15 protein-coding genes are annotated in these 12,357 nt (G+C 66.5%); 6 read left to right on the top strand and 9 right to left on the bottom strand.

The features are described 5' to 3' along the window. The first annotated feature begins 5 nt into the window (after positions 1-5). Positions 6-539 (top strand): SixA phosphatase family protein, encoded by a 534-nt coding sequence (locus LZ586_RS11260; protein WP_235076394.1) that lies wholly within the window; start codon positions 6-8, stop codon positions 537-539. Here LZ586_RS11260 and LZ586_RS11255 read toward each other — a convergent pair. The 5 genes from LZ586_RS11255 to rpmF form a co-directional block, all read right to left on the bottom strand. Further along, positions 536-874, bottom strand: coding sequence for a MerR family transcriptional regulator (locus tag LZ586_RS11255; RefSeq protein WP_235076393.1), 339 nt, complete (start codon positions 872-874; stop codon positions 536-538). The genes LZ586_RS11260 and LZ586_RS11255 overlap by 4 nt on opposite strands. Positions 875-881: 7 nt before the next feature. After that, positions 882-1,187 carry an integration host factor subunit alpha gene (locus LZ586_RS11250; RefSeq protein ID WP_235076392.1) on the bottom strand — a complete coding sequence of 102 codons (306 nt, stop codon included), beginning with the start codon at positions 1,185-1,187 and terminating at the stop codon, positions 882-884. A 105-nt stretch (positions 1,188-1,292) separates the two neighbouring features. Further along, positions 1,293-2,264: a beta-ketoacyl-ACP synthase III gene (locus tag LZ586_RS11245; protein ID WP_235076391.1), complete on the bottom strand. Its 972-nt coding sequence runs from the start codon at positions 2,262-2,264 to the stop codon at positions 1,293-1,295. After that, a complete protein-coding gene (plsX, locus tag LZ586_RS11240; protein ID WP_235076390.1) occupies positions 2,261-3,289 on the bottom strand; it encodes a phosphate acyltransferase PlsX in 1,029 nt (342 codons plus the stop codon). Before plsX ends, LZ586_RS11245 begins: the two co-directional genes overlap by 4 nt. Before the next feature lie 29 nt (positions 3,290-3,318). Continuing rightward, positions 3,319-3,498, bottom strand: a complete 180-nt coding sequence (rpmF, locus tag LZ586_RS11235; RefSeq protein ID WP_235076389.1) for a 50S ribosomal protein L32 — start codon at positions 3,496-3,498, stop codon at positions 3,319-3,321. A 193-nt stretch (positions 3,499-3,691) separates the two neighbouring features. Here rpmF and LZ586_RS11230 point away from each other — a divergent pair, with 193 nt between their 5' ends. Next, complete coding sequence (locus tag LZ586_RS11230; RefSeq protein ID WP_235076388.1) at positions 3,692-4,126, top strand: MAPEG family protein; 435 nt, start codon at positions 3,692-3,694, stop codon at positions 4,124-4,126. Here the strand turns inward: LZ586_RS11230 and LZ586_RS11225 are convergent. Beyond that, positions 4,123-4,785 (bottom strand): MBL fold metallo-hydrolase, encoded by a 663-nt coding sequence (locus LZ586_RS11225; RefSeq protein ID WP_235076387.1) that lies wholly within the window; start codon positions 4,783-4,785, stop codon positions 4,123-4,125. The genes LZ586_RS11230 and LZ586_RS11225 overlap by 4 nt on opposite strands. Positions 4,786-4,862: 77 nt before the next feature. Here LZ586_RS11225 and pabB point away from each other — a divergent pair, with 77 nt between their 5' ends. The 3 genes from pabB to msrA are packed head-to-tail and all read left to right on the top strand — an operon-like array spanning position 4,863 to position 8,508. After that, positions 4,863-6,593 carry an aminodeoxychorismate synthase component I gene (gene pabB, locus LZ586_RS11220; protein WP_235079783.1) on the top strand — a complete coding sequence of 577 codons (1,731 nt, stop codon included), beginning with the start codon at positions 4,863-4,865 and terminating at the stop codon, positions 6,591-6,593. Positions 6,594-6,628: 35 nt separating this feature from the next. Then, on the top strand, positions 6,629-7,828 hold the full coding sequence (locus LZ586_RS11215; protein WP_235076386.1) for a pyridoxal phosphate-dependent aminotransferase: 1,200 nt from the start codon (positions 6,629-6,631) through the stop codon (positions 7,826-7,828). 26 nt (positions 7,829-7,854) lie between these two features. Then, a complete protein-coding gene (msrA, locus tag LZ586_RS11210; protein WP_235076385.1) occupies positions 7,855-8,508 on the top strand; it encodes a peptide-methionine (S)-S-oxide reductase MsrA in 654 nt (217 codons plus the stop codon). Between the two features lie 62 nt (positions 8,509-8,570). Here msrA and LZ586_RS11205 read toward each other — a convergent pair whose 3' ends face one another. Both LZ586_RS11205 and mgtE read right to left on the bottom strand, forming a co-directional pair. Then, positions 8,571-8,987 carry a DUF1489 family protein gene (locus LZ586_RS11205; protein ID WP_235076384.1) on the bottom strand — a complete coding sequence of 139 codons (417 nt, stop codon included), beginning with the start codon at positions 8,985-8,987 and terminating at the stop codon, positions 8,571-8,573. 31 nt (positions 8,988-9,018) lie between these two features. Then, positions 9,019-10,428, bottom strand: a complete 1,410-nt coding sequence (mgtE, locus tag LZ586_RS11200; RefSeq protein ID WP_235076383.1) for a magnesium transporter — start codon at positions 10,426-10,428, stop codon at positions 9,019-9,021. Positions 10,429-10,562: 134 nt separating this feature from the next. Between mgtE and LZ586_RS11195 the strand changes: the two genes are divergently transcribed. After that, the gene (locus LZ586_RS11195; protein ID WP_235076382.1) at positions 10,563-11,018 is read left to right on the top strand and encodes a peptidylprolyl isomerase; all 456 of its coding nucleotides are present in this window, start codon (positions 10,563-10,565) and stop codon (positions 11,016-11,018) included. 194 nt (positions 11,019-11,212) lie between these two features. Here LZ586_RS11195 and LZ586_RS11190 read toward each other — a convergent pair whose 3' ends face one another. Continuing rightward, positions 11,213-12,097, bottom strand: coding sequence for a LysR substrate-binding domain-containing protein (locus tag LZ586_RS11190; protein WP_235076381.1), 885 nt, complete (start codon positions 12,095-12,097; stop codon positions 11,213-11,215). Positions 12,098-12,357 lie beyond the last annotated feature (260 nt).

The raw sequence follows: 12,357 nt of genomic DNA, 5'->3' as shown, positions 1-12,357 counted from the left end.
GACGCATGAAGACGCTCACGCTGCTGCGCCACGCAAAGTCCGGGTGGGACGATCTCGTCTCGCGCGATTTCGATCGGCCGCTCAACCCCAAGGGGCAGCGTGCCGCCGCGATGATGGGCCGTCATCTGCGCAAGCTCCAGCTTTCCTTCGATCATATCGTCGCCTCGCCAGCGCAGCGCGTGGTGGAGACGCTCGACCATGTCGCCCGCGGCTATGGCAGCATGCCGCCACCGGCTTGGGATCAGCGGCTTTATCTGGCTTCGACGGCAAGCCTGCTCGACGTGATCCACGATCTGCCCGCCGACCGGGAGCAGATACTGCTCGCCGGACACAATCCGGGGCTCGAAGAACTCATCCTGTCGCTCGTGCCCACGGGCAGCGCGTTGCGCGACGAAGTCGAGATCAAGTTCCCCACTGCGAGCCTCGCCCAGCTTCAGTTCGCCGGCGATTGGCAGGCGATACGCCCGGGCGACGCGGAACTCGCCTTCTTCGTACGTCCCCGTGATCTGGATCCCAGCCTCGGCCCCGATACGCCCTAGCCGGCGTCATCCTCCAGCGCCCGCGCCAGCGCATCCCGCACGGTCCGCAGGTCCGCGGCAGGCGTGATCGCGATCTTCGCGCCACCCTTTTCCTCGACCAGCAGCTTCTGCACGCCGCGGATGGTGTATCCCTCGTTCGCCAGCAGGTGATGGATGCGGCGAACCAAGGCGACATCCTCGGTCCGGTAATAGCGGCGATTACCCGCGCGCGTCAGCGGCCGCAGCTGCGGAAAGCGGGTTTCCCAATAGCGCAGGATATGTTGCGGGCGCCCGATTTCCTGGGCGAGCTCGCCGATCGTCCGCAGCGCGCCGGCTGCCTTTTCCGGCGCGGTCATCGGCTACTCAGTCGCCCGCCACGATGCGGTCGCGCATCATCTGGCTGGCGCGGAAGGTGAGGACGCGACGTGGCGCGATCGGAACTTCGACGCCGGTCTTCGGATTGCGGCCGACGCGTTCGCCCTTGTCGCGCAGAATGAAGCTGCCGAACCCGGAAATCTTGACGTTCTCGCCCTTTGAAAGGGATTCGCACATGTGCCCCAGGATCTGTTCGACGAGGCGGGCGGCGTCGGCACGCGACAGGCCAACTTCACGATGCAGCGATTCAGCCAGGTCAGCCCTGGTGAGAGTGCCCGCGTCCGGCTTGTCCACAACGATTCCCCGCAATTAACCTGTGTTGCATCAACTTAACAGAACGCGAAGCGTTCGCAAACCAGCAACATCCCTAACACCGGGCTTGCTAAGATCCCGAGTCGATCAGAAGCGAACCACTGCCGCCCCCCAGGTAAAACCACCACCCATCGCCTCGAGCACCAGCAGGTCGCCCCGCTTGATCCGGCCATCGCGAACCGCGGCGTCGAGCGCGAGCGGCACCGAGGCTGCGGACGTGTTGGCGTGCTGGTCGACCGTGACGACCACCTTTTCGCGCGCAAGGCCGAGCTTACGGGCAGTGGCGTCGAGTATCCGGGCATTTGCCTGGTGCGGCACTACCCAGTCGACATCGGCGGACGACATGCCCACGGCGCCCAGCGATTCTTCCATCACCGCGGCCAGGTTGGTCACGGCATGGCGAAACACCTCGCGGCCCTTCATGCGCAGCTTGCCGACGGTGCCGGTGGTGGAGGGCCCGCCATCGACGTAGAGCAGGTCATTGTGCCGCCCATCGGCATGGAGCCGCGTCGCCAGGATGCCGGCGCCGGTCGTTTCGTCGCTTTCCTGCGCATCCAGCACGACCGCGCCCGCGCCGTCGCCGAACAGCACGCAGGTCGCCCGGTCTTCCCAGTCGAGGATGCGGCTGAACGTCTCAGCGCCGATCACCAGCGCGCGTTGGTGCGCGCCGGCCCGGATCATCGAGTCGGCGACTTGCAAGGCGTAGAGGAAGCCCGAGCACACCGCCGCGACGTCGAACGCCACGCAATCGCCGATGCCGAGCGCAGTCTGGACCCGAGTCGCGCTTGCCGGGAAGGTCTGGTCGGGGGTGGCGGTCGCCAACACGATCAGATCGATCGAGGACGCTTCGATCCCGGCCGCCTCTATCGCGGCCTTGGCGGCACCCGTGGCGAGCGTGCTGGTGGTCTCACCCTCGGCGGCAATATGACGAAAGCGGATTCCGGTGCGCTCGACGATCCACTCGTCGGTGGTGTCCACGGTCTCGGCCAATTCGGCATTGGAGACGCGCCGCGCCGGCAAGAGAGAGCCGGTACCCAGGATGACCGAACGCCGTGTCACGCTGCCTTCGCCTTGAAGTTTCCGAGGTCCTCCGCGATCCGCCGATTAAGGTCGTCGCGCAGCATCTTCGCGGCAAAGCCGATCGCGGTCTCGATGCCCACTGCATTGGCGCTGCCATGGCTCTTCACGACGATGCCGTTGAGCCCGAGGAAGATCGCCCCGTTGTGATTGTTGGGGTCGAGATGATGGCGCAGCAGCTCGGTGGCGGGCTTGGAGATCAGGAAGCCGATCTTCGAACGCGTCGAGCTGGAAAAGGCGCGCTTCAGCAAGTCGCCGACGAAGCGGGCGGTGCCTTCGATCGTCTTCAGCGCGATGTTGCCGGAAAACCCGTCGCACACGATCACGTCGACTTCGCCGCGCGACAGCTTGTTGCCTTCGATGAAGCCGTGAAAGTCGAGACCCAGATGGTTGGCGTCCCGCAGCTCGGCCGCGGCATCGCGGATGCTTTCAGTGCCCTTCATCTCTTCGGTGCCGATGTTGAGCAACGCGACTCGGGGGCGCTCCAGGTCGAGCGCGATGCGGGCATAGGCTGCGCCCATCACTGCGAACTGAACCAGGTTGCGCGCATCCACTTCGGTGTTGGCGCCCAGGTCGAGCATCACCGAGTCGTTCTCGCCCAGCGTCGGCATCAGCGCCGCGAGCGCGGGCCGGTCGATCCCGGGCATGGTGCGCAGCGCGAGCTTGGACATCGCCATCAGCGCGCCGGTGTTGCCGGAAGAAACCGCGGCGCCGGCGCGACCCTGCTTCACCATGTCGATGGCGATCCCCATCGACGTGGTCTTGGCGCGGCGGATCGCCTGGCTCGGCTTGGCGTCGGACGCGACGACGTCGGCCGCGTGGATGATCTCCGACGCAGCCGTCAGGTTGGGATGGGCCTTGAGCCCCTCCCGGATCTTCGCTTCGTCGCCGACGAGGATGAATTCCATCCCCTCGTACCGGCGACGCGCACGCGCGGTTCCGGCCAGCATGACGGCTATTCCCTCATCGCCGCCCATTGCATCGACGGCGATTCGCAAGCTGGTCATGCCGGCAGGCCTCTTGTCCGCGTGTTGGCTCAGGCCTCTGCGGAGGTGACTTCGCGGCCGTTATAATGGCCGCAACCCGTGCACAGATGGTGCGGGCGCTTCAGTTCGCCGCAGTTCGAGCATTCCTGGAATGCCGAAACGGTGAGCGCATCGTGCGCCCGGCGCATGCCACGCCGCGACGGCGAGGTTTTTCTCTTAGGAACGGCCATCGAGGCACCTTCTTACAATACAAGCACTTGAATATAGGTCGCGATACGCCCGCGTTGAAGTTCAGGCAAGCGACGGCTGCTGCCGGCGCTCGCCGGACCAGCGGACAGGTCACGAAGCGAGGCAGCGCCTATAGCGATTCTTGCCCATGTTGCAAGTGTGTGTAGAGGTGCCGCCCCTTACCAAGGGGGATACATGCTGCTTCCAGTCGCGCTAACTACCACGGGCGCCGCCGCGCTAATCAACTTCTGGCTCGGCGTGCGAATCGGCCAGCTGCGAATCGGGAAAGGCATCTCGGTCGGCGATGGCGGCAACCCCCGCTTGCTCGCCCGCATGCGCGCGCATGCGAACTTTGCCGAATATGTGCCGATCGTGCTGATCCTCATCGCGCTGATCGAATTTGCGGTCGGCTCGCAGCTCTGGCTGTGGATCGTTGCGGCAGTGTTCGTGCTGGGGCGAATCCTGCACGGCTTCGGCATGGACGGCGCCATGCGGCTGCGCCAGATCGGGATCGCCACCACCATGCTCATCATGGTCGGCCTGGCGCTGTTCGCCGCCTGGACCGGGCTGCAGAGCCGGGGCGCTCCAGAGCCGGGCACGACGGTCTTTCGGATCGAGCAGACCCGCTAGTTCGCGCTCAGCGCTGCATCTCCCACGAACGGGTTGGTGCGCCGCTCATGCCCGAAGTTGCTGGCGGGGCCATGGCCCGGGATGAACACCGTGTCGTCCCCCAGCGGCCAAAGCTTGGTGACCACCGATTGGACCAGCGCTGCCGGGTCGCTCAACGGGAAGTCGGTTCGTCCCACCGATCCGCGGAACAGCACGTCGCCCACCAGCGCCAGCTTCGATTCGGGCTGATGGAACACGACATGCCCCGGCGTGTGTCCGGGGCAGTGGTAGACGTCGAACGCCAGCGCACCCACGGTGACTTGGTCGCCCTCTTCCAGCCAGCGATCGGGCTCGAACGGCACGCCGCGGATGCCGTATTTGCGGCCATCCTCTTCCAGCCGCGCGATCCAGAAGCGGTCGGCCTGTTCCGGTCCCTCGATGGGTATCCTCAGTTCCTGCGCCAGCACCGCGGCTTCGCCGCAATGGTCGATATGGCCATGGGTCAGCAGGATCTTCTCGACGGTCACGCCCTGTTCGGCCGCTACCGCGCGCAGCTTGGGGAGGTCGCCGCCGGGATCGACGAAGGCGCCGCGCATGGTCTGCGTGCACCACAACAGCGTGCAGTTCTGCTGAAGCGGGGTGACGGGGATGAGGACGGCGCGAAGCGGGGGCTGGGACATCCTTGGCTGATAGGGCAGGCGAGGATGGCGCGGCAACGGGGTTGCTCCCGCCGGCCGGTATCGGCATGCGGGCGGCCATGCGGCTACCCGCGCCTCCCTTCGTCCTGCTCGACGACGCCCGCATCGGCGGCGCCCCCGCGCGGCTGTACCGCGACCCCGTCGACATCGTCGAGGCGAATGGCAAAGAGCGGGTAGAAGCCGCGCTGGACCAGATCCGCCTGGCCACCGCGCAGGGACTCCACGCCGCCGGCTCCCTGGATTACGAAGGCTCGAGCCTGTGGTTCGGCCTGTTCCGCGGCTTCGAGACGCTGGACTCCGATCAGGTCGATGCACTGCTTCCCGACCCTGCCGGCGCCTGGGCAGGAGTCCCCGAACCGCAGATCGGCTGGCCCGCCTACCGCGACGCTTGTGATCGGGTGCTCGACTATATCTGCGCCGGCGACATCTATCAGGCCAACCTCACCTTCCGCGCGACGCTGCGCTATGCCGGAAGCGAACCCGCGCTGTTCGCGCTGCTCCGTAAGCGCGCCCGCGCCGGCTATGGCGCGCTGGTCGCGACCGGCAGCCGCTGGCTGCTCAGCTTTTCCCCCGAGCTGTTCTTTGCGCTGGAGGGCGACCGGCTCACCGCGCGGCCGATGAAGGGCACCGCCGCGCGCACCGGCGACGCGGTCGAGGACGCCGCGCGCGCCCAGGCGCTGGCCGCCGACGCCAAGCAGCGCGCCGAGAACCTGATGATCGTCGACTTGATGCGCAACGACCTCGCCACCGTGGCGCAGGCGGGCAGCGTCGCGGTGCCGCATCTCTTCCGGGTCGAGAGCTATCCCACCGTCCACCAGATGATCTCCACCGTCACCGCACGGCTGCGGCCCGGGCTTGACGCCGTGGATGCGTTGCGCGCTCTATTTCCCTGCGGCTCGGTCACCGGCGCGCCCAAGATCCGCGCGATGCAGATAATCGGCGAAGTCGAGCAGGGCGCACGCGGCATATACACCGGGGCGATCGGCAGGCTGGATGCGAATGGCGATGCGATGTTCAACGTGGCGATCCGCACCCTTGTCTGCGATGGGCAGGGCAGGGCAGTGCTCGGGCTCGGTTCGGGCGTGGTTGCCGATTCGCGGGCCCGGGCCGAGTGGGAGGAATGCCTTGCCAAGGGAGCGTTCGTGACGGCTGGTGAGACGCCTTTCGACTTGATCGAAACGATGCGCTTCGATCCGCTCGACGGGATCGCCTTCCTCGAACGGCATCTGTCGCGGATGAAGGCCAGCGCCCGTGCGCTCGGCTTTCCCTTCGATCGCCACAACGTTCGCAACGAGCTCCAGGCCGCCACCTTCCGCTTGCGCCATCCCACCAGGATCCGGCTGCTGCTCGGACCTTCCGGTTCGATCGCGATCGGCGCGCGCCCGCTCCCTCCCGAGCCGGCGGCGCCGGTGCGTGTCGCAGTCCGCCCCCTGCCGGTCGCGACCGCGGACTTCCGTCTGCGGCACAAGACCAGCCGCCGCGCCTTTTACGACCAGGCGCGCGAAGGCGCCGGCGCCTGGGAAGTCCTGTTCACCGATCCCGATGGGTATCTGACCGAGGGAAGCTTCACCTCGCTGTTCGTCGAGCGGGACGGCGGCATGCTCGTTACGCCGCCGCTCGCCCGCGGGCTCCTGCCGGGCGTGCTCCGGGCCGAGCTGCTCGACAGCGGCCGTGCGGTGGAGGGCGACCTGACCCCCGCCGACCTCGCGCGCGGCTTCTTCCTTGGCAACGCCGTGCGCGGATTGGTTGCAGCCGTTACAGTTGCGGAAGCCGTGAACCCGGACGTATAGCCCGCCGCGTTCCTCTCCCGGAAAGGCCGCCCTTCATGCAGACCTCCGCCGCGCTTCAGCGCATCCAGCCCTCTGCCACGCTCGCGATGACGAGCCGCGTGTTCGAGCTGAAGCGGCAGGGGATCGACGTGATCGGCCTGGGCGCCGGCGAGCCCGATTTCGACACGCCCGACTTCGTCAAGGAAGCCGCGATTGAGGCGATCCGCGCGGGCAAGACCAAATACACCAATGTCGACGGCACGCCCGAGCTCAAGGCGGCGATCGTCGCCAAGTTCGCGCGCGACAACGGCCTGACCTATGCCGAGAACCAGATCAGCGTGAATTCGGGCGGCAAGCATACGCTGTTCAATGCCTTTTGCGCCACGATCGACGCCGGCGACGAAGTGATCGTCCCGGCGCCCTATTGGGTCAGCTATCCCGACGTGGTCGAATTCGCGGGCGGCAAGCCCGTCTTCATCGCCGCCGGGGCCGATCAGAACTACAAGATCAAGCCCGAGCAGCTCGACCGCGCGATCACCGCCAAGACCAAGTGGGTGGTGCTCAACTCGCCCTCCAATCCCACCGGCGCCGCCTACAGCGCTGCCGAGCTCAAGGCACTCGGCGAGGTGCTGCTGCGCCACCCGCACGTGCTGATCTACGCCGACGATATGTACGAGCATATCCTCTATGACGGCTTCGAATTCGCGACGATCGCCCAGGTCGTGCCGCAGCTCTACGATCGCACGCTGACCGCCAACGGCGTGTCCAAGGCCTATGCGATGACCGGCTGGCGCATCGGCTACGCCGGCGGCCCGGCCTGGCTGGTCAAGGCGATCGGCAAGCTTCAGTCGCAGTCGACCTCGAACCCGTGCAGCATCAGCCAGGCCGCCTCGGTCGCGGCGCTGAACGGCGACCAGAGCTTCCTCAAGGAGCGCACCGCCGCGTTCCAAAGCCGCCGCGACTTGGTCGTCGGCATGCTCAACCAGATAGTCGGCATGACCTGCCCCACACCCGAAGGCGCCTTCTACGTCTATCCCGAATTTTCCGGGCTGATCGGCAAGACCACGCCCAAGGGCCTCAAGATCAACACCGACGAAGAGATGATCGGCTATCTGCTCGACGAAGCCAAGGTCGCGGCGGTGCACGGTGCCGCCTTCGGGCTCTCGCCGGCGATGCGGATCAGCTATGCGACCTCGGAAGCCTTGCTGACCGAGGCGTGCACGCGCATCCAGCACGCCTGCGCCGCCTTGCGCTGAACCGTTCGCCGCACAATCTATCGTCCATGCTCAAATGGACGATCCCCGCCGCGGCGGTAGCGGCAATCCTGTTCCTCGCGCCGGCTTCGGTCGGCGCCGAACGCGCGGTAGCGATCCCGGCGGCGCAGCAGGACGTCACCGGTGCCCGCGGGCCTCAGGTAGCGGTGTTCGCCGGAGGCTGCTTCTGGGGGATGGAAGCGGTGTTCCAATCGGTAAAGGGTGTCCAGTCCGTCACCAACGGCTATGCCGGCGGCACCAAGGGTACCGCACGCTATGCCCAGGTCTCGACCGAACGCACCGGTCATGCCGAGGCGGTCCGCATCGTCTACGATCCCCGCAAGGTGAGCTACGCCACGCTGCTCCGGATCTATTTCTCGGTCGCGCACGATCCGACTCAACTCAATCGCCAGGGTCCCGACACCGGCCCCAGCTACCGCTCGGCCATCTTCCCGCAAAACGCGCAGCAACGTGGCGTAGCGGCGGCGTACATTGCCCAGCTCGGCCGTACCCGGGCTTTTCCCCGTCCGATCGTCACCAAGCTCGAAAGCGGCGCCTTCTACCCGGCGGAGGCGGAGCACCAAGACTTTTTCTGGCGAAACCCCAACCACCCCTACATCACCCGCTGGGACAAGCCCAAGGTAACCGCCTTCCGCAACGCCTACCCCCAGCTGGCGAATTAACGCCCTCTCCCGCCTGCGGGAGAGGGTTGGGTGAGGGTTCGGCGCCATGCAGCCGCTGAGGTTCAGAGCAGCCCCAGCCCCGCCAGCTCCCCGACCAGATGCGGCGGCAGCTCGTCCATTCCTCCGCCGGCCTCGCCTAGATCGACCGGCGCATCCGCGCCCTCCAGGTAGCGCCACCCCTGGTGCGCCCGCTTGGGCCGCGCCTGCACCAGCACCAATCTCGGTTCCAGGTGAATCGCGACGCGCCCGCCCTCGGCCTCGCCGAAGCGCAGGATCGGCGACCGCCCGATCAACTGGTGCTTGATGATCCAGAACAGCGATCCGCCCGCGACGCCCTCGCCGGCGATCTCTTCATGCCGCTTGGGCAGATAGCGCGTTGTCAGGAAGCTGGGACCATGCGCGGCGCGCATCGCCAGGCGGTCCTGCAGAAACTCGATGCTGTCGCAGCCAAAGGCGACCTTGGTAAGATGAAGCGGCACGCCGCATAGCTGGGCTCTGGGCCGACCTCGTTCAAGCGAGCAGTGCCGGTCCAACCAGCGTTGCGAGCCCCAGCACCGCGAGGAACCCCATCGAATCGGTCGTCATCGTCACGAACACCGACGATGAAACCGCGGGATCCGCCCCGAACCGTTCCAATGTGAGCGGCACCACCACGCCGGCCAGGCCAGCCACGACGATGTTGACCAGCATCGCGACTGCGATCACCCCTCCCAGTGCGGCGTGGCCGAACCACAGCGCCACGCCGATGCCCACCAGCGTCGCCACCGACAGGCCGTTGAGCATCGCCACCTGCATTTCGCGGCGGATCGCTCGGATGGTGTTGGACTGAGTGAGCTGGTTGGTCGCCAGCGCCCGCACCGTCACCGCCATGGTCTGGGTGCCGGCATTGCCGCCCACGCCCGACACGATCGGGCCGAGCGCCGCAAGGGCCACCAGCCGCTCGATCGTGCCGCCGAACAGGCTGATGATCGTCGCGGCGGACAGCGCGGTGACCAGGTTCGCGATCAGCCAGCGCACGCGCCCCTTATAGCTGTCGAACACCGGCTCGTTGATGTCGCCTTCGCCGGCACCCGACAGCCGCAGAATGTCCTCGCCGGCTTCCTCGGAGATGATGTGGACCACGTCGTCCACCGTGATCATTCCGACCAGCCGCCCGGTGCCGTCCACCACCGCCGCGGAGATAAGCGCGTACTTCTGGAAGCGCAGCGCCACCTCCTCCTGGTCCATGTCGACCGGGATCAGCGTCTGCTCGCGCGCCATGACGTCGCGCACCGACACCGAGCGGGGGGTGCGCAGGATCCAGGACAGTGCGCAGGTACCGACCGGCTTGTGTCCCGGGTCGACGACGAAGATTTCCCAGAAATCGGTCGCCAGTTCCTCGTGGCTGCGTAGATAATCGAGCACGCCGCCCACCGTCCAATGCTCGGGCACCGCGATCAGCTCACGCTGCATCAGCCGCCCGGCGGACTCCTCGGGATAGGACAGCGCTTCCTCGATCGCCGCGCGATCGTCGGGATCCAGCGCGCGCAGCACTTCGCGCTGGTCGGCAGGCTCCATGTCCTCGATGATCGCGACCGCGTCGTCGGTATCGAGTTCCGACGCGATGTCGGCGACCTGAGTGGCGGTGAGGGCGTCGACCAGCGTCTCGCGGACCCAGTCGTTCATCTCGGAGAGCACGTCGCCGTCGATCAGGTCGCCGATCGCCGCCACCAGAGCGGGGCGCAATTCGGCCGGAGTCAGCTCGACCAGATCGGCGATGTCGGCGGGGTGGAGCGGCGCGACCCTGAGATGCGCCGACTCGGAATCGCCTGCCTCGACTGCTTCCAGCACGGCGGCGACGAATTCGGGTTTCAGCCGGTCGTCCTCGTCCAGCTCGCTTTCGGCTGGCTGCGTGTCGGGATGAAGTTCGGTCTCGCTCATCGTTCGACCTCCTTCGCTGCGCCCGGTCGCCCGTGCTCCTAACGTGGTGCCTGCCTCCTGCCAATGCACCCCGACGGTTGCAACTGGTCCCCGCCGCCCTTAGGTCCCGGGCGATTGTTCTTCAGGAGTATCCCATGGCCGAACCCTCCACGCTGGTGATGACGCTCGAAACCGGCGACGTCCGCATCAAGCTGCGTCCCGATCTCGCCCCCCAGCACGTCGCCCGCATCGTCAAGCTTGCCGATGAAGGCTTCTATGATGGCGTGGTGTTCCACCGCGTGATCGACGGTTTCATGGCCCAGGGCGGCGATCCCTCGGGAACCGGCATGGGCGGCTCGAAGGAGCCGAACCTTCCCGCCGAATTTTCGGCCGAGCGCCACGCCCGCGGCGTCTGCTCGATGGCGCGCACCAACGATCCCAACAGCGCGAACTCGCAATTCTTCATCTGTCTCGACGACGCGAGCTTCCTCGACCGCCAGTACACCGTCTGGGGCGAAGTCGTCGAAGGCATGGATCATGTCGACGCGCTTCCGAAGGGCGAGCCGCCCCGCAGCCCCGGCAAGATCGTCAAGGTCCGCTCGGAAGCGTAAGCCCGGCGGGAACAAGCCTCTAGAATTCCTCTGTCATCCCGGCCTCGAGCCGGGATCCCGCTTCTTCTTCTGTCTGGACAAGGCAGCGGGACCCCGGCCCAAGGCCGGGGTGACGAGGGAGGAATGAACCTGTTTGCGATGTCTGCGTCAGGCGGCCTGCGGCTCGCGCCCTTCACAAAGGGAAGCAAGGCCCTTCACTCCGCCGCGAACGCTTCCACCAGCCAGTCGTGGAATATCTTCACCGGGCGCTGCGTGAGCGCTCGCGGCCGGCATACGAACCAATAGCTGTACTGGCTCTCCACCGTCAGGTCGAACAGCCGCACCAGCCGATCGTCGCGCGCCGCTTCGAAGTGCGATTCCAGCATGAAGGCGACGCCCAGCCCCTGCGCCGCGGCCTCCAGCATCAGGTTGCCCGCGTCGAAATGGTCGATCGCCAGCGGGTCCAGGTCGGGGATCCCCGCCGCCGCCTTCCACGCGGTGAAGGTCTCGGGCATGTCGCGGTGCACCAGCGCGGTCAGCCGCGCCAGATGCTCGGGCTTTGTCACCGGATTGGGGCCCTCCAGCAGCGATCGGTGGCCGATCACATGCACCCGGTTGCGGTCCAGCCGCCGCGAGTACAACGCCGGGTCGATATCGCGGGCGATGACGATTGCGGCATCCAGACTGTCGCCCAGCCGGGCGATCGCGTGGCCGGCGGTGTCGACATCCAGGTGCAGTTCGGGATGGCGCCGCCGCAGCTCGGGCATCTTCGGCATCAGCTGCTGCGTCGCATATAGCGGAAAGACGCTCAGGCGAAGCCGCAGCAATTCACTGCCGCTCATCATGCCCTCGACCGCGTCGGTCATCCCGTCGAGTGCCGGGGCGATCAGCCCCAGCAGCCGCTCGCCATCGTCGTTCAACCGCAGCGCTTGATGGCGTCGCTCGAACAGCGGCTTGCCGATGAACCGCTCCAGCGACTGGACGCGCCGGCTAAGCGCAGGAGAAGACAGTGCCAGTTCTTCGGCGGCGGCTTTGATCGAGCCGAGCCGCGCGACCTGTACGAACGCTTCGATGGCGGTCAAAGGAGGAAGCCTGCGCATAGTCTCTCATTGTGCACTGCGTCAGAAGCACTGACCAGCCAGCATTGCTGGGCTCGCGGAGTGTCCACCTCAGCGGAATGATTATCGGTGTGGCCCGGTACGATTGCAAGTGTTGCACGTCACTCCCGTATTTTTCGCACTTGCACAAAAATGCACCGCACCGCACATAGAACAGGCCTTTCAGGCATCCTCTCCTAAACCTTTCAAAGGCGGACCTCCGGGTCCGCCATTTTTTTTGCCCCTCTCGCGGCACCCGTGCC

The organism is Sphingomonas sp. S2-65 (genome assembly GCF_021513175.1).
Classification (GTDB): domain Bacteria; phylum Pseudomonadota; class Alphaproteobacteria; order Sphingomonadales; family Sphingomonadaceae; genus Sphingomonas.
This window is presented reverse-complemented; position numbering and strand designations above follow the sequence as displayed.